A 24,931-nucleotide genomic window follows, 5' to 3' on the forward strand; every position below is an offset into this window, starting at 1 on the left:
GCCGCGCCATGTCTCTTCCCGCTACTCCCGTCTGGTTCATCACCGGCTGTTCCACCGGCTTCGGCCGCGACCTCGCCACTCTCGTCCTCGATCGCGGCTGGAACGCCGTCGTCACCGCCCGCGGCGCGGACCGCGTCGCCGACCTGGTCGCCGGGCACGAGGACCGAGTCCTGGCGCTCGATCTCGACGTCAACGACCAGTCCCAGATCGCCGCCGCGGTCGCTGCCGCCACCGAGAAGTTCGGGCGCATCGACGTGCTCGTGAACAACGCCGGCTACGGCTATCAGGCGACCGCCGAGGAAGGCGACGACGCCGAGATCCGCGCGCAGTTCGACACCAACGTCTTCGGCCTGTTCGCGCTGACCCGCGCGGTGCTGCCGATCATGCGCGCGCAGGGGTCGGGCAACATCGTCAACTTCACCTCGGTCGCCGGGCTCGTGGGCTTTCCGGGCTCGGGCTATTATGCGGCGTCCAAGCACGCGGTCGAGGGCTGGTCCGACTCGCTGCTTGCCGAAGTCGGTCCGCTCGGCATCGGCGTCACCTGCGTCGAGCCCGGCCCGTTCCGCACCGACTGGGCCGGCCGCTCGCTAAGGCAGACCCCCAGCACCATCCCCGCCTATGCCGAAACCGCGCGCGCGCGGATGGCCGGGACCAAGGACGTCAGCGGCAACCAGGTCGGCGATCCGGTGCGGGCCGGGGAAGCGATCATCGCTGCGGTCCAGCAGGATACGCCGCCGCGCCATCTGGTGCTCGGCAAGTTCGGCTACGACGCCGTGACAGCGAAGCTGAAGGAGCGCCTCGACGACATCACCGCCGCGCGCGACGTCAGCCTCGGTGCCGACTTCCCCGAGACCGCGGACGCATAAAGACCGTTCTGCCGCAAAAGCTGTTCTCCCGCGAAAGCGGGAGCCCAGGAGTCCCAAGCGTCACCGCCCGTAACCCTGTGCTCCTGCCTTCGCAGGAGAACAGCATTGGGTCTGCCACCGCATACAAACAAAAAGGGCCGGGAGATCGCTCTCCCGGCCCCTTCCATAACTATCGAAGTGCGAAGCGCTTAGGCGCCAGCAACCTCGGCCGTGTCGACTTTAATCCCGGCACCCATGGTGCTCGAAATCGCGACCTTGCGGACATACTTGCCCTTGGCGCCCGACGGCTTGGCCTTGACCACGGCATCGACCAGCGCGTCGAAGTTCGCGCGCAGGTCCTCTGCCGGGAACGACGCCTTGCCGATGCCCGAATGGATGATGCCGGCCTTTTCGACGCGGTATTCGATTTGGCCGCCCTTGGCAGCCTGGACCGCCGCTGCGACGTTCATCGTCACCGTGCCGAGCTTCGGGTTCGGCATCAGGCCCTTCGGACCCAGCACCTTGCCGAGGCGACCGACGATGCCCATCATGTCCGGGGTCGCGATGCAGCGATCGAAATCGATCGTGCCACCCTGGATGGTCTCCATCAGGTCCTCGGCACCGACCACGTCTGCACCAGCAGCCGTGGCTTCGTCAGCCTTGGCGCCGCGTGCGAACACGGCAACGCGAACCGTCTTGCCGGTGCCCTTGGGCAGCGTCACCACGCCGCGGACCATCTGGTCTGCGTGACGCGGATCGACGCCCAGGTTCAGCGCGACTTCGATGGTCTCGTCGAACTTCGAGGTTGCGCCCGAGCGCGCCAGGCCGATGGCCTCGTCGATCATGTGCAGCTTCTCACGATCGATCGTGATGGTCTTCTGCTTCTTGGTCAGCTTGGTCATGATATCAGCCCTCCACCACTTCGAGGCCCATCGCGCGGGCGGAGCCCTCGATGATCTTCGTTGCCGCGACGATGTCGTTGGCGTTCAGGTCCTTCATCTTCGTCGTGGCGATCTCGCTCAGCTGGGTGCGCGTGATCTTGCCGGCGACGACCTTGCCGGGCTCCTTGGAACCCGACTTGAGACCGGCGGCCTCCTTGATCAGGTACGATGCCGGCGGCGTCTTGGTCTCGAACGAGAACGAACGATCCGCATAGACCGTGATGACGGTCGGGATCGGCATGCCCTTCTTCAGGTCGCCCGTGCCGGCGTTGAACGCCTTGCAGAACTCCATGATGTTGACGCCGCGCTGACCCAGTGCAGGCCCGATCGGCGGTGCCGGCTTGGCCTCGCCTGCAGGCACCTGCAGCTTGATGTATCCGGTAATCTTCTTTGCCATTTTCACTCTTCTCAAGTTAAGCGGTCCAAGCGGGCACCAGGGCACCCTCCCGCAAGCATTCCAACGCTATAGCTTTGGAAGCCGGCGCGGATAGCGCAAAACGCGTGCAGCGGCAACCGGTCTTGCATACCTGCCAGGGCAGGGCGATCGACATACCCCACAGTCATCCTGTTTTTGCACACCGTGTCGCCCGATGCAAAGACTAGATTAGATCTGGAGCAATGTTTACTTGGCAAGATCAGGTGTTTAGGCGGTAACTCGATCCAAACTGAACGAGTAGAACCTGGTTAAATATAGTTTAGTACAATCACCGGTTGTCAATTAGAGTCCTAATGCTCAGCTTAGGCCAGAATTAACGCCGTTAACGCGCTTTAAAAAGTTGCGTACTCACATTTTATGGCCTTATGCATTTGAAGCGTCGAGTCGGCGGTCCGATCCTTTCGGTGGTTCTAGTCGATGTGTTGCGTGATGGGGGCGTCTCCCGCGTTTCGAGAATTGATCAGGTCGGCGCCGCGTGTTTCAGCCGGTTCGACAGGCAATCCCGACTGCGCGGCCGATCCGAAAGGCGGGGATGGCGATCTGGCGGATCCTGGTGCTTGGCAATACGGCGGTGATGACCGGGCGGCGGCGTGCGGCCGCGTTGCCGGCGGTGGCATGGCCGCTGATTGGGAGCCTGTTGGCCGCGCAGCGTCATGCCCGTAACCGACATGCGCTGGCCGCCGAACTGTGGCCCGACGCCAGCGAGGATGCCGCCCGCCAATGCCTTGCATCGGCGTTGTGGCGGATCAGAAAGCGGCTGCCCTGCTTCGACGATGTCTTCCACGTCGAGGGCGATCAGATCGCGTTGCGGCCGGGCCCGAATGTCTGGATCGACGCGCTGGCGATGGCCCGACGCGCGGTGCATGCGCTCGACGATCCCGGCAGCCTCGACAGCGCCGCGGCCCGCGTGAAGCTGCGACGCGGGCTAGCCGCCTATGCCGGCGACCTGCTCGCGATGTGCGATCTCGAATCGATCATGATCGAACGCGAAAGATTGCGCGCGCTGTATCTCGACGCCGGTTTCCAGCTCGCTCGCGTCTGTGCGCGGCATTGCCAATGGCAGGACACGCTCGAGATATGTCGCGCACTGTGCGAGGTCGAGCCGCTACGCGAGGACGCCCAGCGGTTGCTGATCCAAGCCTATATGGAGGTCGGAAGCCGGGGGTTGGCGCTCCAGCAATATAATGACTTCCGGACGTATCTGGAGCGCGAGCTCCAGGTCTCGCCGATGGCCGAAACCCGCGCGCTGGTATCCCGCTTGACGTCGTCCGGCGAACCGCTGGTGTCCGAACCGCCGGCGATACCTATGCTGTCGCCACATCGCGCCCTGGTCCTGGCCAGATCCCGAATGGCATCGACTCTGCGCCTGCTCGATCGCCTGATCGCCGAGTCGCGCTGACCGACCGGCTTGGCGTCCCGCCGGCACACCGTCCCGCCGCATTCCATCGAAGTTTTATACGCGCGTTCTCCGTGCCTTGGCCGGTGGTGATGCGGCGGTGATCGCGTGTTGATGCAGTGGTGATGCGGGCATGGTGACTTGACCCCGTCGCTCGAACGATCTGCGCCGTGGGCGCCATCTCGCGAACGGAGGAGGCATTGAATGATCGCAATCCGTCTGACCCCCGCGCCGCGCGAGCGCCATCGCAGCGCGCCAAGACGCTGGTGGTCCGGTGCTGGCGCGAGGGAAGCGTCGCCGACGCCGCGGTCCTTCGCGGCACGGTACGCGACCTGTCGCGCGGGCGCGCCGTCGGATTCGAGGGGTTCGACCGGCTGGTCGACCTGCTCGACGGGGCCTTCGCCGCGGATGACATGCTGTTGGTCCCGACCGGCGGACACGATGAAGTCGGTTCGTCCAATGGATCGACGGATCGCGACGATGTCTTTCGGTGAGGAGAAGCCTGATGTCTGACTATCCGCTGCTGCGGGCCAGCCTCGATACCCGCTATGCCGACCTGCCGCTGCCCGAGCTGCAAAAGCTGGTGCGCGGCATCTATGGACCAGAGGTCGACGCGGAGGATGTCGAGGGCCTGTTCGACGATTTCGGCCGCGGCTTGCAGCACGTCGCCAAGGGGGTCGGCCAGTTCGCGCAGCAGGCGGCACCGATGCTCGCCAAGGCGCTTCCGGCGATCGGGCAGGGTGCATCGAGTGGCGCGGCCTTTGGTCCCTGGGGCGCCCTGATCGGTGCCGGTGCGGGTCTTGCCAGCGGGTTGCTGGGCCAATCGTCCAACCCGACCGCGCGCCGCATCGGTGGTGCGATCCACGGCGCGGGCAGCCTGGTCTCCACCGTGCGCGGTGGTGGCATCGGCGGGGGGCTCGGGTCGCTGTCTTCGGTGGCCAGCGGCGCGTTGGGCACCACCTCTGCCGGCAGGAGCGTGCTCGGCAGCCTGCAGACCGCCCGCGGCGGCGACGCCAACGGGGGCGCGAATGGGGGCGGGGACCATGGCGCGACCGGCGGCGTGAACATGTTGATGGGCTTGTTGTCGCGCCCGGAATTGCTGCAGTCGGTGACCGCGGCGATGATGGGATCGGCGGGGCGTCAGTCGGTACTGGTTGGGCAGCAGCCGGTTGCGGTTTCGCAGATGCTGGCCGCGCTCAGCAACATCGCGGGTCGCGCCGCGCATGAGGCCGCGGAGTTCGACGAGGGCGCCGCCGAAACGCCGGAATATGCGTCCAGCGCGGCCGAAGTCCTGGGCATCGACCCCGAAGACGCCGAGGGCCGCGCCGACGCGCTGCTCGCCGTGCTCGCGCTGACTCCGTCGCTCTGGATGAACCATGGTCCGGCCACGACCATCCAGATCAACGCCAACGATCCGTATTTTCCCGCCGGCGAGATGATCTCTAGCGAAGCCGAGCACGGCTATCTCGAAGCCTGGGTAAGCGAAGATCTGGTCGGCGAGGATCTGGTCGGGGAAGACACGTCGGAAGCGTGGCCCGAAGACTGGAACGAAGATGCCGACATCTTTCGCGAATTCGACGAGACGGTCCGTGTTTGATCCGGCAGTCTTTGCGCAGGCCGGCACGGTCGATCCCGCCCAGATCATGCAGGGCCTCGCGGACGAGGATCCGCGCGTGGCGATGATGATGAAGCTGATGCAGTCGCAGCAGGCGCCGTCGACCGAGGACAAGCCCGACGAACGCGACGATCTGATCGCCGACCTGAGCGAGCGGCTCGATGCCGCGGAGACACGGCTGGTCAAGATGACCCGCGTCGCGCGCCAGCTTCACGACGCCAACGCGGTGGCCATGGGTCGGCTTGGCCGGCTCGCGGCTGCGCTCGGCGCCTGCGGACTCTGCTGGGGCGACGACGATCTGTGTCCGGGATGCAGGGGGCGGGGCGGCGTCGGCATGGTGCGGCCCGATCCTGTGGCACGGGCCGCACTGATCGGGCGTCGCGAACCGCCGACACGCCAGCATGCGGCGACTGGACACTGACTTTTGAGCAAGGAGACGACAGATGCTTACCGAAGACATTGAAGGCCTTCTCGATACCGAGTTCGACGAATTCGATGAATTCGACGAACTGGCGGAGCTCGATCTCGGCGAAGCCTCGCGTCGCAACAAGGGGCGCCGGCCTCCGCCCTTGCGGACGCCGCAGCACGGCAACTCCACGGTCAAGCCGCCGCCGTCCGGCTATGCCAGCAAGGCCGAACTCGAAGCCACCGCCAGGAAGCTGGATGGCCGGATCGGCATGCTCAGCAATTCCGTCAAGTCGCTCGATCGACGCACGGTATCGACCGAGCGCGAAGTCACGGCGCTGAGCGCGGCGTTGCGCAAGGAGATCGTGCTTCGCAAGCGGGAGACCGCCGAACTTCGCAAGAGCGTCGATGAATCGCGGCAGATCGCGATGATCCTGCCGCTCGTCTCGGGCGGCAACGACAAGCTGTCCAAGCTCATGCCGATGCTGATGTACGGCGGGATGCTGGGCGGTTCGTCGTCGTCCACGCCGGGCGATTCCAACGGGTCGATGATGACCATGATGATGGTCATGGCGATGTCGACACTCTGAGCCGCCCCTTCGTGCCTTTACGGTTCGGACGGCGACCGCGCGTCCAGGCGTCCGAACCGGCCTTTCCCAACAGCGGAGCCAGTCCATGTCACAAAATCAATTGATCAGCCTGTTGGTCGGTACGAAGGCCGCCGAGGCGCAGGGCCTGACCGGAGACGCGTTGTCGCGGGCGAAGTTGATCTCGCTCGTGGTCGGCAATCCGGTCGTCAGCCTGCTTGCCGTGCGGGCCATGCACAACAGCGAGCCCTCGGATGGCGGCGGAAAAGGGACGTGCGATTCGGTCGCAGACGCGGTCGCGGCTTCGAAGGAAGAGGCGCTGATCGCGACCGACGCTGCCAGCGAAGCGAACCTGTCGGTGATTGATGCGCGGGACGCTGCGGCCCGGGCCGATCTATCGGCAAAGGCCGCCGCCAAATCGGTCGAGGATGCGAACTTGATCATCGTCACCAAGAAGCAGGGCTGATCGCGAAGAGAGGGATTTGCCATGGATCCGGGCCTTCAGGAGCTGATCGCGCGCGGACCACCCGCCGACGACGTGGCGATCATCGTCCGCCTCGTCGCCGGCCGGGAGCCACCGCCCGGCCTCAGGCTGATCGCGCGTTTCGGGACGATCGCGACCGCGCGGGCGCGACGCGGCGATCTGGCGTCCATCTACGCCGATCCGGCCATCGCGAGCATGAAGTCGCCGCGCGTCTATGCCGGCGAGGACGGCCCGGTTTGCTCCGTTCATACTGTCCCGGGCGGCGACATCACGATCGAAGAACGCGATCCGGCGCCCGACGAAGACTATCGACGGCGACCGCCCGGGCTCGCCGAGACCGGGCGCGGCACCGTCGTCGCGGTGATCGACTGGGGCATCGATTTCGCGCATCCCGACTTCCGCACGCGCGACGGAAAATCACGCTTCCTCGCAATCTGGGATCAGCGCGCATCGGGGCCGGCGCCGCATTACGGCTATGGCCGGGTGCATCCGCGCGCCGAGATCGATGCCGCGCTCGCGACCGCCGATCCGTTCGCGGCGCTGGCGTATCGGCCGGGGGCGGGGGGGCGCCCCGCACACGGAACGCATGTGCTCGGGATCGCGGCAGGCAATGGCCTGGCAGGCGGGATGCCCGGGGTCGCGCCGGATGCCGATCTGGTGTTCGTCCATCTGGGACCCGGCGTCGGCGATCTCGGCAATTCGATCGACCTTCTCGAAGCGGTCGACTTCGTGGCGAAGATCGCGGGGGACCGACCGCTTGCGATCAACATGAGCATCGGCCGTCACGCCGGTCCGCATGACGGCACGCTGCTGATCGAACAGGCGATCGACTGGCTCGTTCTGCAGCGACCCGGCACCGTCGTGGTGCAGAGCACCGGCAATTACTTCGCGCGCGACGTCCATATGCAGGGGCGTCTGCACAGCGCCGCGACCGACCGCCTGCCGTTTCGGCTGCCGCGGAGCGATGCGACCGAGGCCAGCGTCGAAATCTGGTACCGCGGCATGGACCGGTTCGAAGCCCGCGCGGTCGCACCCGACGGGAGTGTCGCCGAAGCGGCGCGGGGGAAGAGCGCGGAGCTACGCGACCCAACCGGCCGGTTGCTCGCGCGCCTGTACCACCGCGAACATGACCCGAATAACGGCGACCATCTGATCGCGCTGATGCTGCAGCCGCACGCACCCGCCGGGGACTGGTTGATCGAGATCACTGGCACCGACGTGGTCGACGGGCGCTGGCACGCCTGGATCGAACGGAATGCCGCCTGTCCCAAATGCCAGGGACGGTTCGATACCGATCGGGCATCCGGCCTGTCGACGACCGGCAGCATCTGCAACGCGCTGCACACCATCGCGGTCGGCGCCTATGATCCCTATGATCCTGCCCGATCGCTTGCCGGGTTCTCCAGTGCAGGCCCGACCCGCGACGGCCGGCCGAAGCCGCTGCTGGTGGCGCCCGGGGTGCGCATCCCTTCGGTCCGGTCGCGCGAGGATGCGACGATCGAGCCGGGTTATGTGTCGATGAGCGGTACCAGCATGGCGGCGCCGCACGTCACCGGCACGGCGGCGCTGATGTTGCAGGCGGCGGGAGCGCAGCCGATCGAGACGCTTCGCCGTATCCTGTTCGCCAGTCTCGCTTCAGTACCGGATGGTGATGTCGAGCGTGGCGAACGCTGGGGTTTTGGCCTCCTCGATACCGAAGCCGCGGTGATCGCCGCCCGTCGGCTCGCACCGCGTACGCCACGTCGGCCGAAGGCCGGCACGCCCCCGCGGTCGCCTGAAGATGTCGCGATCACATCTGCGCCGGAATCCGTCGAATTGAGGGAGAATATCATGCCCGGCGAGCTCATCGATCGATCGCATACGACGGCGCCGCAGGGCTCGATCCTCTCGCGTGCGCTCGATCCCGACGATGCCGATCTCACCGTGGTGGCATGGCCGGGGCGCCGGGTACGCGACGATTTCGTCGCCGGTGACATCGTCGTGGTACGCCCGATCGCGGGACCGGCAAGGAACTACGTGCTGACCGCGGGCCCCGAACGATCGGGCCATGTCGAGGCCGAGGCGATCGATATCGCGGACCTGGCGTCGGGACGGGACGATCTCGGTACCCGGCTTCGCCTCTATGGTTCGGATCGCATGCTGCGCGACGATATGACCATCGTTCGCGCCGGCGTTCCGATGCCGGCCATCGGCAGCCCCGCTTATGGCGAAACGCCCGCGTTGCCGCCGGAGGTGGGCCGACCGACCATCCGACAGGGATCGCGCGGGTCGCCCGTCCAGGATGCGCAACAGCGGTTGAACCGCATCGACGCCGCGCGGGCGGCGCGACAGGAAAGCCGGATCGCCCGGTGCCCGCTGCAGGTCGACGCAAGCTTTGGTCCGAACACACGCGCGGCCACCGTCTCGTTCCAGCAGCTGGCGTTCCCGGATCAGCGCGCCGAGTGGGACGGAGTCATCGGACCCAGGACCTGGGCGAAGATCGATGCCTGGTCGTTCGAGCAACCTTGGACGCCGCCGATCGACCCGGGAGACCCGCCGACCTCGCCGCCGAGTTGGCCACCGTCGCTGCCGCCGATCATTCGTGTGGTCGACCGGCCGCTGGATCCGACGCGGTGGGCGCCCATCCTGGCGCCGCTGCTGTCACCCGATGCGCGGTTGCGGTCGGGGAACGCGGTGCGGTCGCTGATCGACGGGCGCGAGACCTATGAGGAGATGACGTCCGATATCGCCGCGACGAAGGGAGCGGGGGATTATATCTATTTGCTCGGCTGGGACATGGTCGACGATTTCGATCTGGTGCCGGTTCCGTCGCGGATCGGCGTCGAGCACGCCTGCCCCGCCGGTCCGACGCAGTCGAGCGAAGGGCGCAACATCATCACGCTGCTACAACGCGCATCGGACGCGGGCGTGCAGGTGCGAGTGATGCTGTGGGCCAAACCACCGTTGTCGGGCACGCAGGCGGTCGTGCGGATCAACCTGATGAAGAATGGCGTCGCCATCCGCGACGACGAGACCGCGAACAAGACGCCGGCGTCCACCGCGCGGCTGTTCGCGGCGCTTGTCGCCGCGAAGGTCGATCCCAAATTGATCCCGATCATCCTGACCGCAATCCAGCCCGACCTGATCCGCATGACCGGGGCGCATCATCAAAAGGTGCTGGTGGTCAAGCGCGGCGACACCTTGGTCGCCTATTGCGGCGGCGTCGATATCAACAGCAACCGCCTCTACGAGGTGAAGCCGTCGGACCCGCAGCATGATACGCATTGCCGGATCGTCGGGCCCTCCGCGTGGGACCTTCTGGAAACGTTCATGCGGCGCTGGCGGCATCATCCGGAGGGCGCCAAGATCGAGGCCGATCCGGCGCACCGGATCGAGCCGTTGCGCGGCGCTACCGAGCCGACACCGCCAGCCTTGACGATTCCCGACCCGGTCGACGGCATGGGGCTGGGCACGATGTCGGTGATCATCGCGCGAACCTTCAACCCGGTTCACAACCAGTTCCATCCAAGCAGGAACCCCACCGGCTTTCGCGTCGAGCGCGATATCCAGCACCTCCTCCTGCGCGCCATCGCCCAGGCAATCCGCTTCATCTATATCGAGGACCAATATCTCTTCGACTATCCGGATCCGAATTTCTCCAGGGCCCGCGACATCGCTTCCGCGCTCAACGCGGCGATCCCGCATATCGAACACCTGACGATCCTGGTCCCGGCGAACGGATTGGCCTTGCCCGTAGTCGACGGCCATTATCGCAAAAGGTTCATCGAGCGAGTGAGGCATAACTTGTCAGAGCCGAATGATCGCAAGATCGGCGTGTTTGAGCTTTCGCACGACCCGCAGAAATCGGTGATCGGCTGCCACGACTATGTGCATTCCAAGACTTGGGTGTTCGACGACGAACTGGTGGTTGTCGGATCGGCAAACTGCAACCGCCGCGGGTATCAGCATGACAGCGAGGTCTGCGCGTTCATCTTCGATGACGATCCACCGCCGCTGGTCGCTTCGACGGCGTTGGCCGCGCGCGAATGGACTGAGGGCGGGGGCATCGGCGCCCCTCTGCCGACCTTTGCCCAACGCTATCGCATGCGCCTGTGGCGAGAACATCTGGGTCTGAGCAACAAGACGCCGACGGAACTGGCGATGCTGCCGGACGGCGTCGCCAGCGCAGCGCTCTGGCGTAAATCCATGCGGCCCACCACCGCCCGGATGATCGATTTCGACATTGCCGCAACGTCGAGCTGGGTGACGACCGAACAAGCCGAAGCGATGCGGCCGTTCGCCGATCCAGTGCCGTGACCAGTCAGAAGAGGGAGAGTGCGATGACCAGCGAAAGCCAGGCCAACGACGAGGGGTGCGGCGATCTGCTGACTCGCGCGATCGACCCCCGCGACACTGCGATCATGTTTCTCGCCTATCCCGGCCGGCGCCTCGCGGCGCCGTTGCAGCGTGGCGATATCCTGGTCGATGGCGGACGGACGGCGATCGTCCAGGACCCCGATCTGCTCGACCGCGCCGACGCATTGCGATTGGGCGCCGACGCGCGCGCACCCGGCCAGTATGTCGCGGTCGGCAATGACGGCGGGGCGCTTCGGATCGCCGGCCCGGACGGCTTGCTGTTGCCGCAGACCACAGTGCTACGTCGTGCCGAGGACGCCGGGCAGGCGATCGCGATCGCGGCTGCGAACCACGCCATGCTGCGGTTCGGTTCCTACGGGCCCGCCGTCCGCGACATGCAGGCGCGGCTCAACCTGCTCGGTGAGGATCATAGCGAACGCGACGGTGTCGGCCGCGATACCGTGCCGCTCAAGGTCGACGGGCGCTTTGGCCATCGCACGCGGCAGGCGGTCGGGCAGTTCCAGCATCGCGCCTTGCCGCGCGGCACGGGTCGGACCGATGGCGTGCTCGATGCGCTGACATGGTCGGCGCTGGTGTCGCACAATGCGGTCCCGGGCACGCAGCAGATTGCGGTAAACCAGACGAATTATCGCGGGTCGCCGCTGACTCCGACCGGCGCCGATCTCCCCGCGCCGCTACCCGATCCGTTGGCGCCGGACCCGCCGCTCGACCCGGTGTCCGCCGGCGAGCAGGCGACCGACGTGACGGCGGCGGATATCGGCACGAACCTGGCCGCGATCACGGTGGCCACGCGTGCCCTGGCTATCGGTCTCCAGCCCAATTTCATCGACTTCAATGCGATCGCCTTTGCCAACACCCCGTCTAAGCGCGCGATCTTTCGCCAGCTTGCCGATGCGCGCCGGGCGCAGGCAAAGGCGGAGCGACAGCTGGCAACGGCGCAGGCGGCGGGGGGCGGCGTGCCGACGGTTGCGCAGGCGCGGGTGATCGCCGCCGCCGAGCGCGCACTCGCACAGGTGCACCACCCGGTCGAGGTCGCGAGCGCCGCTATCCTGCAATGGTTGCGCGATCAGGGCTATCGTCACAATCGAGCGACCCGTGCGCTGCAACCGCGCAAACGCGCAGCCGAATTGGCCGTCGCGGCGGCACGGCGACATCGCGACGCCGCCGCGATCGCCGCCGCGGAACTGGCGCTGGCCCCGATCATGACCGAATGGACAGAGGCGACCGCTGCGGTCGACCTTCTGGTCACAGCCTTCGTGCCGCTGGTCGCGATCACCCAGCACCACCACATGGTCACGGTCGACGGCCACACGATCCGGCTGCACGACAATGTCGTCGCCTTTGGGACGGTGGACGCGCGCGGCATGGAAGGCGAGGCGGACGGCGATACCCGCGCAGTGGTCAATGCCCGGCTGGGCCAGGTCGCTACCGGCGACCACCTGCGTATCCTAACGATCATCTCGCAGCACGAGGGTGTCTTCAGCAACGTCAACACCTGGGATCGCGCGGTCGTGACCTTCGGGTTCATCCAGTGGACCTTCGGCGAGGGCGGCAACGGATCGCTGGTGCCGTTGCTGGCCGAGGTGAAACGGCGTGAACCGCAGGTCTATCACGACCGATTGCAGCGCTATGGTATCGACGTCACTGCGCACGAGGTCGAACTGGCGGGTGCCGACGGCAGCGTCGTGCGCGGCGCGGACGCCGCCTCTGCGATCCAGGTCGATCCAAAACTGACCGCAATCGTCTCCCGGTTGGGGGTCGAGCAGGCGGTGCAGGACATCCAGATCCTCCACGCCATCGCAACTCAGATCACCGCTGTCCGTGCGCGCCGCGTCCCCGGTCATCCGGTGACCATCAGCGATGTGGTCAGTTCGACCTACGGCGTCGGCGTGATGGCCGATCGGGCGGTCAACAGCGGCACGGGCGCGGTTCTCGACAGCGTCGCGCGCGCGTTGGCGACGTTCGTCGGACTGCATCCGGGCATCGATCTCAGCCAGGCGCCGGCGGCGGCGCGGGCCGAGCCGCGGGTCGTCGCCGCGCTGGCGGCGATGGATCCCGAGCGTGCGGCCTCGTTCGCTGCATTCTCGCACGACCGCGGCTCCTTCACCGTCTGATCGGGACGCTAGCTCGCCGCGAAATATCCCGTCACGGATGGCACCCCGAACGTCCATCCTTCGGTCCGCGCGATATGCGGGGTAAGGCCGGAGGGTGCCCACAGGTCTGGACGCCCCGCGCTGACGCGAAGCCAGGCGGCGGTCAGGATCGCGTCGGTCGCATGGTCGTCGTACCGGGGCAGCGAGACGTGCGGCCGCGAGCCGAGCGCGATCAGCGCGGCATCGAGCGAGGCGGCATCGCGCATCTTGCTGCGGCCGGCGCGAATGCCGGCGGCGCGTGCGGCGATCGTGGTATAGATCTCGACGATGAGCGTGCCGCGATCCGGCACTGGATCGAACGGCCAGATCGGCACGCGCTTTTGCAGGCTGTGGAGCACGCGCATGCCGGTCAAACTCGCCTTGCCGACCTGCGCCGCACCGACGAGGTTGAAGCTGCTAGTCGGCGACAGCCCCATCGCACGCGTACCGATCTCGCACACCCGCATCCGCCCCGCGCCGCCGGGGAACAGGTCGCCGCAGTCGCGATGCTGGCGGAAATGGCGGCGAGTGTCCGGATCGGCCAGGAAGCCATCCGCGGCGAAGTCGGCGTCGCCCACCGCCAGCGCGTCGACCATCGCCCACAACGCCCGCGCATCGGCAGGGCTGTCATGCCAGCCGGGGAAATACGCGCCCGCGTCGATGAACGGGAACGCAGGCGACAGGTCCAGCCCGACGAGCAATCCGGTATCCGCCTGGTCGAGCAGCCAGTCGTGCACCGCCATCCGCGACCACGCCCGGCCGGGCGGCGCGACCAATACCGGCGCCGCATCGCCGGTTTCGCACACCGCCACCGCGATTCCCTTGTGCGACGATCCCCGCGCGCCCGACCAGTCGATCGCCGCGAAGCGCGTGAACCGGTCAGGGGCGATCGCCGAATTCCCTTCGCAGCCGCGCTGGCGCCTGATCCCACCACGCGCGGGCGATGACTGCGCGGATGCGATCCGCATCGCCGCTGCCGTACCGCACCAGCAGCCCGGGCCAGCTCGCGTAATGCGGCGTCTGCCAGAAGGTCGCCGGATCGGTTTCGATCAGCAGCGCCTTCTCTTCGAAAGCGCTGCGGACATGGAAGCTGCCGTCCTCATGCCCCGTGCTGACGAACATCTTCCCGCGCACCTTGACCGCCGGCTGGCCGTAGGAGGTCGACGCCTCGGTCCCGAGCAACGACAGCGCGAACGCGGCGACCGCATCCCAGTCCCTCACGTCCGCTTGGTCCGCCGTTCGTCCCAATAGGCAAGCCGTTCGGACAGCCGCTTCTCGAACCCGCGCTCGGTCGGGGTGTAGAACGTCTGCGGATCCATTTCCTCGGGCCAATAGTCCGATCCCGAGAACGCATCCTCGGCGTCGTGATCATAGGCATAGCCCTTGCCGTACCCGATATCGCGCATCAGCTTGGTCGGCGCGTTGCGGATCGACGGCGGCGGCATCAGCGACCCGGTCTCGCGCGCCGATTTCCACGCCGCCTTCTGCGCCTTGTACACCGCATTCGATTTGGGCGCGGTGGCGAGATAGACGCACGCCTGCGCGATCGCCAGTTCGCCCTCCGGGCTCCCGAGGAAGTCATACGTATCCTTGGCGGCGATGCACTGGACCAGCGCCTGCGGGTCGGCGAGCCCGATATCCTCGACCGCGGCGCGCGTCAGGCGGCGCAGCAGGAACAACGGTTCCTCGCCCGCGGTCAGCATCCGCGCCAGATAATAAAGCGCGGCCTGCGGATCCGACCCGCGGATCGATTTGTGCAGTGCGCTGATCAGGTTGTAATGCCCCTCGCGATCCTTGTCGTACACCGCGACGCGGCGCTGCAGGAACGCCGACAACCCGGCGGGATCGAGCGGTTCGGGCAGGTCGACCGAGAACAACGTCTCCGCCTGGTTGAGCAGGAAGCGGCCATCGCCATCCGCGCTCGCGATCAGCGCATCCTTCGCCGGCGGGGTCAGGGGCAGCGGGCGCTCCATCACCGCCTCGGCCCGCTCCAGCAACAGGTCGAGCGCACCGCGCCCGAGCCGTTCGAGGATCAGCACCTGCGCGCGGCTCAGCAACGCGGCGTTGAGTTCGAACGACGGGTTCTCGGTGGTCGCGCCGACCAGCGTGACCGTGCCATCCTCGACATAAGGCAGGAAACCATCCTGCTGCGCGCGGTTGAAGCGATGGATCTCGTCCACGAACAGCAAGGTCCGCTTGCCGATCCTGGCGTGCTCGCGCGCCTCGGCGAATGCCTTTTTCAGATCGGCGACGCCGGAGAACACCGCCGAGATCGCGACGAACCGCAGGTCGACTGCATCGGCAAGCAGCCGCGCGATCGTGGTCTTGCCGGTGCCGGGCGGCCCCCACAGGATTACCGACGACAACCGCCCCGCCGCCACCATCCGCCCGATCGCCCCTTCGGGACCGGTGATGTGATCCTGCCCGACAACCTCCGCGAGCGTACGCGGCCGCAGGCGATCGGCGAGCGGCGCGTTGGCAGGATGCAGGTCGGGGGAGGGGGCGGGTTCGAAACCCGCGAAAAGGTCGGCCATGATTCGGATGTAAGGTTGGAGCGCCGCGGCGTCACCCCATGCCGCTCCCTCCCGCTTCCAACAGCAACCGAAGATATATCTTAAATACATCTTGACGATAGCCTCGGAAGATATATCTTAGCGCTATCGTGATACATAAAGGAATACGAATGTTTGATAGACACAACCGCGAATGCGGTCCCCGGGGCGGGCATTTCGAGCGCGGCCCGTTTTCGATGAGCTGGGAAGTCCGTGGCGATCGCCACGGCGGCCGGCATGAGCATGGCCGCGGTTTCGGCGGCGGCGGCGGCGGTCGTCGCCGGATGTTCGATGGCGGCGAGCTGAAGCTCGTGCTGCTGAAACTGATCGCCGACACCCCGCGCCACGGCTACGACCTGATCCGCGAGATCGAGGCGATGACCGGCGGCACTTACGCACCGAGCCCCGGCGTGGTGTACCCGACGCTGACCCTGCTCGACGAGATGAACCTGATCGGCGAACAACAGTCCGAGGGTGCCAAGAAGCGCTTTGCCGCGACCGACGAGGGACGGGCGATGCTCGCCGAGCAGGCCGAGGTCGTCGAGGCGTTGTTCGCACGGCTGGCGGCGCTGAACGCGGAATCCGAACGCACCGACAACGCGTCGATCCGGCGCGCAATGGGCAATCTGCGCCAGGTCCTGCAACATCGGATGATGCGTGGCGACGTCGGCGAAGACACGCTGCACGAGGTCACCGCAATGATCGACGAGGTCGCGCAGAAGATCGAGCGCCTGAAATGAGCGTTTCAGTCGCACGCGTGCCGACGCATTCGGCGAGCAAATACCTCCAGCAGCTTGCCAAGCACTGGAGCCACAAGATGGACGTGCGCCACACCCCGGAGGAAGCTCGCATTGCCTTCCCCGGCGGTGCGGTGCTGGAACTGCGCGCGGACAGCGAGACGCTCGACGTCGCGCTGACCGTGCCCGAGGACGGCGACGTCGCGCGGATGCGCGACGTGGTGTCGAGCCATCTCGACCGCTTCGCCTTCCGCGAGGCGCCGCTGACGTTCGATTGGGCGGAGGTCTGATGCATCCCCGCTGCCCGATCTGCGGCAACGCCCATTGGCTCGATCGCGGCTGGCCGGAATGCAGCCATTGCCGACTGATCGTGCGCGACTTCAGCGACCTTCCAGGCGTGGCGGCGGAGGTGCAGGCGCGACTGGCGGCGGGGGCGGTCGACCTCGCCGCCGATCCGCCCGAGAGCTGGAGGCTCGACGGCGCCGGGCTGCGCAATGCGGCCTGGCGCTATGGCTACCAGGTGTCGCCGGGCCTCGCGCCCGACGAGCAGCCAGCCACGGCGACAACCAATCCGGCGGCTACCGTGCAGCATGCGGTAGCGCTTGCGGTGATGGCGCGCCCCGCGGACGCAAAGGACGTGATCGACCTCGCCACGACGCTGCGCGACCAGTTCGATCGGATCACCATCCTGATCGACGGCACACCCGAAGACCTCGCGGCGATCGTGGCGCGCGTGCCGTGGGTCTCGGGCCACGCGCATCCGCTGGACGGCGACTTCGCCGCACAGCGCAACCGGCTCCAGGATCTGGCCGGCACGCGCTGGGTGCTGCAGCTCGATTCGGACGAACGGCCCGATGCGGCGTTGCTGGCAGCGATCGGCTGGCTGGTCGCGGGCGCGGACCAGGACGGGTTGCGCTCGCTGGGGTTGCCCCGGCGCAACATGGTCGATGGCGCGCAGTCCGCGCTCTATCCCGACATCCAGTACCGGCTCAACCGCAGCGACATCCGCTTTGCCGGCCGCGTCCACGAACGCCCGGTGGTGCCGTTCGACGAAAGCTCGCTTGCGCTGGCGGGCGCGATCGAACACCGGCTGGACGGCGAGCGCGTCCGTGCCCGCACCCGGATCTACGAGGCGATGTCGGCGGGGGCGGGGCGTCCCGAGGACGAGACGCGGTTGCTCGAACCGTTCGACCCCGTCGCCGTGCGATAGGCGGCAACGGTCTGCGTCGCGAGCGTAGCGCGCGTGAACTGCCCCGACGCCGCGCGGCTGGCAGCGGCGAAGTGCGCGCGTGCGCCCGGGTCGCGGATCAGCCGGCGCAGGGGGTCGGCGAGGTCGGGTCCCGAGCAGGTCGCGGCCAGCAGTCCGGCGCCGCTTTCGCCGATGAACAGCCGCGCGCTCGGATCCTCCGCGCACGCGACGACCGGCCGGCCGAACATCATCGCCTCCTGATAGACCAGTCCGAAACTCTCGTAGCGCGACGGCGCTACGACGACATGCGCGGTTGCCATCAGGTCGTGGAGCGTCTGTTCGTCGACGCGGTGGAAGCATCGTGCATGGGCGCGAGCCGATGGCGGCAATCCGGCCAGCGCATCGTCGGTAACGCCGACGATGGTCAGGCGAAACGCATCGAGCGTCCCCGCCTGCGCTTCCTCACCGAGAATCGCGAGCGCACCCAGCAGAGCGTCGAACCCTTTCCGATGCTCGTCCCGCCCAACGAACAACAGCTCGACCGGCGTCGCAGTCGGATACGCCGCAGCCTGCCCTCGCGCGGCAATCCCCGGCGGCAGGCTGAGGCCGATCACCGCATGGTCCGCACCCGGACCGGGCACGCCGTACAGCGCCGCGATCTTCTCGGCATGAAGCGCGGTATTGGAGATCAGCGCCCCGCGCCGCGCCGACCAGCGTTCGAACGCCATCCCCACACGCCGATCGAACCGATCCCGCAGCGACGTTGCGGTCGCGGCGGATGTCGCCGCCGGGGTCGAGTTGCGCGTCGCCAGCGGCGCCGGCCCGAACAGCGCGATCGCCAGCGCCGGCGCGTACCAGTTGGTCGCCTCGATCACGTCGAACGGCCGCCGCGCATGCTCCGCCCGCACCGCCCGTAGGAAGGCGAGCGGTCCAACGACATGACCGGCGCCAGCGACCTTGCGCATCCTTGCGGCAAGCGACCCGTCGCGCAAACCGCAGCCGATCACCTCGACCGCGCCATCGCGCTCGCGCATGCGCCGGTCCATCGTGAACACCCGGACGTCATGCCCCGCCTGCGCCAGCGCCTGCGTGATCTCACGCGCAGCGCGCGAAAGGCCACTCTTCTCCGGCGGATAGGCCCAGGTCAGCAGCCCGATCCTCATGGCAGGTCCGGAAAAGTATAAACCTGGATCAAGTACTTGCCTTTTGACTATGTCTGCCGGAACTCGCCGCGTTCCCGACGGTTCCGTTCATGAATTCCAGATGAACGGAGGACAGGTGTTCGTTCTGCACATCGCGTTGCAGGGCTGCCTGCGCGCCACCGACGTCGAATATGGCATCACCGCGGATACCGGTGGCCATATCCGCTATCTGCTCGACCTCGTCACCGCCAGCCGCCGCAACCCGGCGATCGACCGGATCGAGATCGTCACGCGCGCCTTCCACCACGTCGCTTATGCCGAATGCTATGCCGAGCCAGTCGAGACCATCGACGGTACGACGAGGATCGTCCGACTGGCCACCGCATCGGCGGCGTATCTTGTCAAGGAAGAGCTGTGGACCGAGCATGACAGCCTGGTCGAAGCGCTGGTCGAGCATATCGACGCGCTCGATCGCCGCCCCGACGTCCTGCACGCGCATTACGCCGATGCCGGGCTGGTCGCAGCTCGCGTGTCGAAGCGCACCGGCATCCCCTACGTCTTCACCGCGCATTCGCTCGGCCGGGTCAAGCGCGCGGCGTTCGACCGCGACTGCGCCGAGACCGCCGGTCTCGACCGCCGCATCGCGATCGAGGAAGAGGCGATCGCCAGCGCCGCCGCGATCATCGCCTCGTCGCGCGACGAAGCCGAAGTCCAATATGCCGGCTACGACGCCTACGACCCCGGCCGCATCCGCGTGTTCGCGCCGGGCAGCGACCTGAAACAGTTCGCCGACAGCGCACGCGATCCGCGGGTCGAGGCGAGCATCGACCGCTTCCTCGACGATCCGACCAAGCCGGTGATCCTCGCGATCGCGCGCCCGGTGACCAAGAAGAACCTCGCCGCGCTCGTCCACGCCTATGGCCAGTCCCCAGCGTTGCAGGCCGCCGCCAACCTGGTGATCTTCGCCGGCACCCGCGACGACCTGACCAGTCTCGAACCCGAGATCCGCGACAACCTCGCCGAGCTGCTCCAGCTGATCGACCGCTACGACCTGTACGGCAAGGTCGCCTATCCCAAGAGCCACCGTCCCGACGACGTCGCCGCGATCTACGCGCACGCCCGTGCCCACCGCGGCGTGTTCGCCAATCCCGCGCTCAACGAACCGTTCGGCCTGACCCTGCTCGAAGCGGCAGCAAGCGGCTTGCCCGTGGTTGCCACCGACAGCGGCGGCCCCAACGACATCGTCGAGACCTGCGGCAACGGCATCCTGGTCGACCCGCGCTCGCCCGACGCGATCACCCGGGCGCTGCAGGCGATCCTGTCCGATCCCGCACTCTGGGACCGCTACGCCTCGGCGGGGTCGGTCGCGATCAAGGCCTATGACTGGGACCGCCACGTCGCGCTTTATGCCGAGCTGCTGGCAGAGGTCGTCGACGGCGCCGCGCCAACGACGGCGGATCCCGACCTGCTGCTGGTCTCCGACATCGACGGCACGCTGATCGGTTGCGCGGAGTCGGTCGGCGATTTCGCGACCTGGCACCGTGCGCAGTCCGATGTCGCGTTCGCGATCGCCACCGGGCGCAGTTTCCACAGCGCGCTCGCCGTGCTGGGCCAGCACGATGCGCCGCGCCCCGATATCCTGATCACCTCGGTCGGCTCGGAGATCTATTACCGTGCCTATCGGGGCGCGGTGTACGACCGCGATGCCGAATGGGAGGCGATCATCGCCGCCGGCTGGGACCGCGAGGCGGTCGCCGCGCTGATCGACCGACACGGCCGGCTGATGCCGCAAAGCGCGCTCGAACAGCGCCGCTACAAGCTCAGCTATTTCGCCGGTGGCGACCGCGACGCAGGCGAGCGGGTGCGCGCGCTGCTGGCGACGCATGGCCACAGCTGTTCGATCATCCAGAGCCATGGCCGCTATCTCGACATCCTGCCGCACGCCGCGTCGAAGGGCACCGCGGTCGAACATGTCCGCCGCCGCCTCGGCCTCGCCCCCCGCCAGGTGATCGTCGCCGGCGACAGCGGCAACGACATCGAGATGCTCCGCTCGGCCCGCCACGCGATCATCGTCGGCAATTATTCCGACGGGCTCGCCGCGCGTCCCGACCTGTCGCACGGCTATGTCGCGGTCGGCCATCATGCCCGTGGCGTCCTGGAGGGCGTGGTGCATTTCCGCGGGATCGAAGCGCAGGCGTCGTGAGCCTCAGCGTCCTGACGCTGGTCCGCGGACGCCGCGAGCATCTGGTCAACCTGATCGCCGGACTGAACGCATCGACCAAGGCGCCCGACGAACTGGTGATCGCCTACATGCAGGACGAGGAGCATGCGGACCTGCCCGCAACCGCGTTTCCGATACGAACCGTGATGGTACCGGGCGAACCGATGCCGCTAGCCGCTGCGCGCAACCGCGCCGCAGAGGCCGCGTCGGGCGACACGCTGGTATTCCTCGACGTCGACTGCATCCCGTCGCCGACGCTGGTCGCGCGCTACGCGGAGACCGCGGGGCAGGGCGTCCACCTCGGCGAAGTCCTGTACCTGCCGGCCGGCGCCACCGAAGGCGGATTGGATTTCGACAGGCTCGACCGGCTCGGCCAGCGTCATCCGGCCAAGCCCGCGATCGCCTCCGACGAAATTCGCGCGACCCCGAACCACGGCGAACTCTGGGGCCTGTCGTTCGCGCTGTCCGCGGCGGACTGGCGCGCCGCCGGCGGCATGGACGAACGCTATGTCGGCTACGGTGCCGAGGAGACCGACTTCGCCGCGCGACTCGAAGCGGCGAACGTGCCGATGGCGTGGGTCGGCGGCGCCCGCGCCTACCATCAGCATCACGCGGTCCACGTCCCGCCCTACCAGCATTTCGATGCGATCCTGCGCAACGCGACGCTGTTCCGCGCGACCTGGGGCCGCTGGTGCATGGACTATTGGCTCGGCCAGTTCGCCGACCGCGGCATGATCCGGATCGACGACGATCGCATCACGGTCCTTCGGCATCCGGGCGCGGACGAGATCACCGCCTCGCGGATGCCGGACACGACCCTATTCAGCTGACCAAAGCGACGTCGCCAGATCGTCCAGATACGCCGCCGCGACGCTCGCCGCATCGGCATCGTACAAATCGGCGAGCGCCGTCGGTTCCAGCGCCTTCGCCGCATCCAGAATCCCGCGCCAAGGCGCCAGCGCCCCCGGCCACGCCGGCAGCGCGACCGCCGCGCCCAGCTCCGCCAGCCGCTCGGCTTTCCGCGTCTGCTCGCCGAAATACCGCCATTCGGGTGCGCACACATACGGACGACCGACCCGCGCGATCTCATGCACGGTGTTGTCGCCCGCAGACGCGATGACGACGTCCGCCGCGGCGATATGGTCGGTGACGCCTGGCACCCAGCCGAGCTCGACCAGATTGCCGAAATCGGTCTCGTGTCCCTCGCGGTGGACCGGCCCCAGCACCAGCCACAGCGCATCCGGCACCGCGCGCGCCGCCATCGTCAGCGGCGCATAGGGCGTCCCCGCACCGCCGCCGCCGGTCAGCACCACGACGATCTCCTTGTCCGGATCCAGCCCGAGCTTCGCCCGCGCCTCGGCCCGCGTCGGCACCGCATCGACCGTCGTGCACAGCCCGCCCGCGTAACACGTCTTCGCACGGACCCAGGCGGGGGTATCGTCCTGTTCGAGTCGCTCGCCGAACGGCGCGAGCAATCCGACGCTGGCCTGGTACGCGCCCAGATGACCCGGATCGAGCCGGTCGCCGTGCATCCGGATACTGATCGCGGGCACGCTCGCGATCCGCGCCAGCATCGCGATCTCGGCCGACACGTCGACGACGAACAGCGCCGGATCGACGTCGTCGAGACGGTCGATGATCGTCCGCATCGTCGCCCGCGTCTGCGCGACCCCCAACGGCACGCAGTGCATCACCTCGGGCGTCGCCTGCGCGAACAACCCCGGAGTCGGCACCGGCGCGCCGATCATGTCGGGCAGCTGGACGATACTGATCTCGCGCTCGAATCCATCGAACAGCGACGGCTTGGCGGTGAGGATCGTGACCGGACGCTCGGCCGGCAACTCGCGAATAATCGCCATCGCGCGGTTGGCATGCCCGCGGCCCTGGTGATGGATGAAGAAAGTGATCGGTTTCAGGCTCTCGGCCAAGTTCATGCTCCCCCGGTTCCGGGAGTGCGGAACGTCTGGTCGAACTACGCCGTCGCCCCGGACTTGTTCCGCGGTTTACACGGGCTGTCCGCACCCGTTCTCCTGCGAACGCAGGAGCCCAGGGTCACAGGGGACATCGCTCTATACCCTGGGCTCCTGCGTCCGCAGGAGAACACGCACGTCGTTGACCAACCTAATCCCGCGCCGAATACCGCGCCCGCAACCCAAACGCCGCCTCGACCTCAGGATCCAGCCACCCCTCGATATGCCCCGCATCCGCCGCCGCCAGCTCGGCATACCGAGTCGGCCGATACGGCTCGTACCCTTGCCCCTTGTAGCTCGTGATCGCCTCGAACGCCTCCGGCGCGGCGATCCCCGCCGCATCCGCCAGCGCCGCCACGAACGCCGCAGGATCGCGCGCGAACGAATCATAACCAATCAGCGCGACATTGTGCGCGCGGGCAGTCAGCGCGACCCAGTGCCGCAGTTTGGCGGTCCGCTTGGCGATGCAGTTGGCGAATCGCTCGCCGGTCGCAGGGTCGCGTTCGTGCAGCATCTCGCTGCCGAGCATCGGGTGCCCCGGTTCGACGTGCCCGAAATGCTCGTCCCAATAGCTGTGCCAGTCGCTGCGAATGAACGCGTCGAACGGCTGCGCCTTGAGTTCCGGATGCGCGTGCCAGGGCTGGCGATGCAGGCTGCGCACCCAGTCGAACGCGTCGCGCGCCACGACCACGACCAGCGTATCCTTCACGAACACGCTCTGCCGCGGCACGAACCAGTGCTTGAACCCGAACGCCTCGGTAATCTCGAGCGCGGGGAGGTTCGCCTCGATCGTCCGCGTGACGAGGTTGGTGCCGCTGCACCGCGAGCCATAGATCTGCACGCGCGTGATCGGCACGTCGCCGCGCTTCAGGACGCGCAGGCCGGGGAGGGGCTGCGCCCAGGGAATCGTCGAATCGGTCACGCCGAGGCCGCTAGAGATGCCGCAGCGGGTTCGCAACCATCTGCATCAGGGGACCGAAATTCTGCGTCGCGCGCGGGCGGTTCGGTGCTAGGAGCGCGGGCGAGGTGTTGCCGTGGTCTCCACGTGCACCCTCGGCGCCCCGCTCGCGGCATTTCGGTGTCACACGGGCGGGCGGGGCGTCCTTTGCCAAACCGCATCCTATGCCGATTTCGATACGTCCCACGCTTGGCGCGCGCGCCTGCCCGCGATACAGGTCGGACCATCAACAAGTGTATTGCATGACTAAAACAGTTGTGCGACAGGATGGCCCCATGAACACCCTCACGAACACCATGACTCATACCAGCGGCACCGACACCGGGTTCGACGCCATGCGCCACGCCATGGTCGCGAGCCAGCTGCGCACCAATGCGGTCAGCGACCAGCGCGTCGTCGCCGCGATGGCCCGCGTGCCGCGCGAGGAGTTCCTGCCCGCCGATGTTCGCGCGATCGCCTACCGCGACGCGCCGATCCCGCTGGGGGGCGGGCGCAGTGCGAACCTGCCGATGGCGACCGGCCGTCTGCTGACCGAAGCGTATCTGACCGCGACCGACCGCGTGCTGCTGATCGGCGCCGCCACCGGCTATACCGCCGCGGTGCTGTCCGGGATCGTCGCGGAGGTCGTCGCCGTCGAGAGCGACGCCGCGCTGGTCGCGATCGCGCGCGATGCGCTCGCCGGTGTCGCCAATGTCGAGATCGTCGAGGCGCCGATGGCGGACGGGCATGCCGCCGCTCCCTATGATGTGCTGATCGTCGACGGCGCGATCGAGCAGTTGCCCGACACGCTGCTGGCGCAGGTCAAGCCCGGCGGCCGCGTCGTTTCCGGCATCGTCGAGCGCGGCGTTACCCGGCTTGCCTCGGGGCGCAAGACCGACGGCGGGTTCGGCCTGGCGGCGTTCGTGGACATCGCCTGCGTCGGCCTGCCGGGCTTCGCGCTCGCGAAACCGTTCCGGTTCTGACCG

At 67.5% G+C, this 24,931-nt stretch carries 23 protein-coding genes; 15 read left to right on the forward strand and 8 right to left on the reverse strand.

Annotated elements, in window-relative coordinates; genetic code table 11:
• Positions 1-8: 8 nt before the first annotated feature.
• On the forward strand, positions 9-866 hold the full coding sequence (locus SJY20_RS07025) for an oxidoreductase (protein ID WP_380785932.1): 858 nt from the start codon (positions 9-11) through the stop codon (positions 864-866).
• A 188-nt stretch (positions 867-1,054) separates the two neighbouring features.
• On the opposite strand, the gene rplA is transcribed toward SJY20_RS07025, so the two are convergent.
• Both rplA and rplK read right to left on the reverse strand, forming a co-directional pair.
• On the reverse strand, positions 1,055-1,747 hold the full coding sequence (gene rplA / locus SJY20_RS07030; protein ID WP_380785933.1) for a 50S ribosomal protein L1: 693 nt from the start codon (positions 1,745-1,747) through the stop codon (positions 1,055-1,057).
• A 4-nt stretch (positions 1,748-1,751) separates the two neighbouring features.
• Positions 1,752-2,183 carry a 50S ribosomal protein L11 gene (rplK, locus tag SJY20_RS07035; RefSeq protein WP_380785934.1) on the reverse strand — a complete coding sequence of 144 codons (432 nt, stop codon included), beginning with the start codon at positions 2,181-2,183 and terminating at the stop codon, positions 1,752-1,754.
• Positions 2,184-2,754: 571 nt separating this feature from the next.
• On the opposite strand from rplK, the gene SJY20_RS07040 reads away from it, so the two are divergent.
• The 8 genes from SJY20_RS07040 to SJY20_RS07075 all read left to right on the forward strand — a co-directional run bounded on the left by SJY20_RS07040 (position 2,755) and on the right by SJY20_RS07075 (position 13,179).
• Positions 2,755-3,621, forward strand: a complete 867-nt coding sequence (locus SJY20_RS07040) for a BTAD domain-containing putative transcriptional regulator (RefSeq protein WP_380785935.1) — start codon at positions 2,755-2,757, stop codon at positions 3,619-3,621.
• 197 nt (positions 3,622-3,818) lie between these two features.
• A complete protein-coding gene (locus SJY20_RS07045; protein ID WP_380785936.1) occupies positions 3,819-4,112 on the forward strand; it encodes a hypothetical protein in 294 nt (97 codons plus the stop codon).
• Positions 4,113-4,123: 11 nt separating this feature from the next.
• On the forward strand, positions 4,124-5,215 hold the full coding sequence (locus SJY20_RS07050; RefSeq protein ID WP_380785937.1) for a hypothetical protein: 1,092 nt from the start codon (positions 4,124-4,126) through the stop codon (positions 5,213-5,215).
• Positions 5,208-5,654 carry a hypothetical protein gene (locus tag SJY20_RS07055; RefSeq protein ID WP_380785938.1) on the forward strand — a complete coding sequence of 149 codons (447 nt, stop codon included), beginning with the start codon at positions 5,208-5,210 and terminating at the stop codon, positions 5,652-5,654. Before SJY20_RS07050 ends, SJY20_RS07055 begins: the two co-directional genes overlap by 8 nt.
• A 22-nt stretch (positions 5,655-5,676) precedes the next feature.
• Positions 5,677-6,228, forward strand: coding sequence for a hypothetical protein (locus SJY20_RS07060; RefSeq protein WP_380785939.1), 552 nt, complete (start codon positions 5,677-5,679; stop codon positions 6,226-6,228).
• 85 nt (positions 6,229-6,313) lie between these two features.
• Complete coding sequence (locus SJY20_RS07065; RefSeq protein WP_380785940.1) at positions 6,314-6,691, forward strand: hypothetical protein; 378 nt, start codon at positions 6,314-6,316, stop codon at positions 6,689-6,691.
• Positions 6,692-6,712: 21 nt separating this feature from the next.
• Positions 6,713-11,005 carry a S8 family serine peptidase gene (locus SJY20_RS07070; RefSeq protein WP_380785941.1) on the forward strand — a complete coding sequence of 1,431 codons (4,293 nt, stop codon included), beginning with the start codon at positions 6,713-6,715 and terminating at the stop codon, positions 11,003-11,005.
• A gap of 23 nt (positions 11,006-11,028) precedes the next feature.
• On the forward strand, positions 11,029-13,179 hold the full coding sequence (locus SJY20_RS07075) for a peptidoglycan-binding protein (RefSeq protein ID WP_380785942.1): 2,151 nt from the start codon (positions 11,029-11,031) through the stop codon (positions 13,177-13,179).
• A gap of 8 nt (positions 13,180-13,187) precedes the next feature.
• Here SJY20_RS07075 and SJY20_RS07080 read toward each other — a convergent pair whose 3' ends face one another.
• Genes SJY20_RS07080 through SJY20_RS07090 form a run of 3 tightly spaced genes read right to left on the reverse strand, consistent with a single transcriptional unit; the run spans position 13,188 to position 15,731 of the window.
• Complete coding sequence (locus SJY20_RS07080) at positions 13,188-14,165, reverse strand: hypothetical protein (RefSeq protein ID WP_380785944.1); 978 nt, start codon at positions 14,163-14,165, stop codon at positions 13,188-13,190.
• Positions 14,077-14,418 (reverse strand): MmcQ/YjbR family DNA-binding protein, encoded by a 342-nt coding sequence (locus tag SJY20_RS07085; protein WP_380785945.1) that lies wholly within the window; start codon positions 14,416-14,418, stop codon positions 14,077-14,079. The genes SJY20_RS07080 and SJY20_RS07085 overlap by 89 nt, the downstream gene beginning before the upstream one ends.
• Complete coding sequence (locus SJY20_RS07090; protein ID WP_380785946.1) at positions 14,415-15,731, reverse strand: replication-associated recombination protein A; 1,317 nt, start codon at positions 15,729-15,731, stop codon at positions 14,415-14,417. Before SJY20_RS07090 ends, SJY20_RS07085 begins: the two co-directional genes overlap by 4 nt.
• A gap of 149 nt (positions 15,732-15,880) precedes the next feature.
• On the opposite strand from SJY20_RS07090, the gene SJY20_RS07095 reads away from it, so the two are divergent.
• Genes SJY20_RS07095 through SJY20_RS07105 form a run of 3 tightly spaced genes read left to right on the forward strand, consistent with a single transcriptional unit; the run spans position 15,881 to position 17,696 of the window.
• On the forward strand, positions 15,881-16,489 hold the full coding sequence (locus SJY20_RS07095) for a PadR family transcriptional regulator (RefSeq protein ID WP_380785948.1): 609 nt from the start codon (positions 15,881-15,883) through the stop codon (positions 16,487-16,489).
• Positions 16,486-16,776 (forward strand): DUF2218 domain-containing protein, encoded by a 291-nt coding sequence (locus SJY20_RS07100; RefSeq protein ID WP_380785949.1) that lies wholly within the window; start codon positions 16,486-16,488, stop codon positions 16,774-16,776. The genes SJY20_RS07095 and SJY20_RS07100 overlap by 4 nt, the downstream gene beginning before the upstream one ends.
• The gene (locus SJY20_RS07105; protein WP_380785950.1) at positions 16,776-17,696 is read left to right on the forward strand and encodes a hypothetical protein; all 921 of its coding nucleotides are present in this window, start codon (positions 16,776-16,778) and stop codon (positions 17,694-17,696) included. Before SJY20_RS07100 ends, SJY20_RS07105 begins: the two co-directional genes overlap by 1 nt.
• On the opposite strand, the gene SJY20_RS07110 is transcribed toward SJY20_RS07105, so the two are convergent.
• Entirely contained in the window at positions 17,612-18,838 is a 1,227-nt protein-coding gene (locus SJY20_RS07110) for a glycosyltransferase family 4 protein (RefSeq protein WP_380785952.1), read from the reverse strand. The two genes, SJY20_RS07105 and SJY20_RS07110, sit on opposite strands and share 85 nt — an antisense overlap.
• Positions 18,839-18,953: 115 nt before the next feature.
• On the opposite strand from SJY20_RS07110, the gene SJY20_RS07115 reads away from it, so the two are divergent.
• Positions 18,954-21,020 carry an HAD-IIB family hydrolase gene (locus SJY20_RS07115; protein WP_380785953.1) on the forward strand — a complete coding sequence of 689 codons (2,067 nt, stop codon included), beginning with the start codon at positions 18,954-18,956 and terminating at the stop codon, positions 21,018-21,020.
• Entirely contained in the window at positions 21,017-21,868 is an 852-nt protein-coding gene (locus SJY20_RS07120; protein WP_380785954.1) for a glycosyltransferase family 2 protein, read from the forward strand. Before SJY20_RS07115 ends, SJY20_RS07120 begins: the two co-directional genes overlap by 4 nt.
• Here the strand turns inward: SJY20_RS07120 and SJY20_RS07125 are convergent.
• The gene (locus SJY20_RS07125; RefSeq protein ID WP_380785955.1) at positions 21,857-22,972 is read right to left on the reverse strand and encodes a glycosyltransferase; all 1,116 of its coding nucleotides are present in this window, start codon (positions 22,970-22,972) and stop codon (positions 21,857-21,859) included. The two genes, SJY20_RS07120 and SJY20_RS07125, sit on opposite strands and share 12 nt — an antisense overlap.
• A gap of 187 nt (positions 22,973-23,159) precedes the next feature.
• On the reverse strand, positions 23,160-23,930 hold the full coding sequence (locus tag SJY20_RS07130; protein WP_380785957.1) for a hypothetical protein: 771 nt from the start codon (positions 23,928-23,930) through the stop codon (positions 23,160-23,162).
• A 311-nt stretch (positions 23,931-24,241) separates the two neighbouring features.
• Here SJY20_RS07130 and SJY20_RS07135 point away from each other — a divergent pair, with 311 nt between their 5' ends.
• The gene (locus SJY20_RS07135) at positions 24,242-24,928 is read left to right on the forward strand and encodes a protein-L-isoaspartate O-methyltransferase (RefSeq protein WP_380785958.1); all 687 of its coding nucleotides are present in this window, start codon (positions 24,242-24,244) and stop codon (positions 24,926-24,928) included.
• Positions 24,929-24,931: the final 3 nt, after the last annotated feature.

The organism is Sphingomonas sp. R86521 (assembly GCF_042466235.1).
GTDB lineage: Bacteria > Pseudomonadota > Alphaproteobacteria > Sphingomonadales > Sphingomonadaceae > Sphingomonas.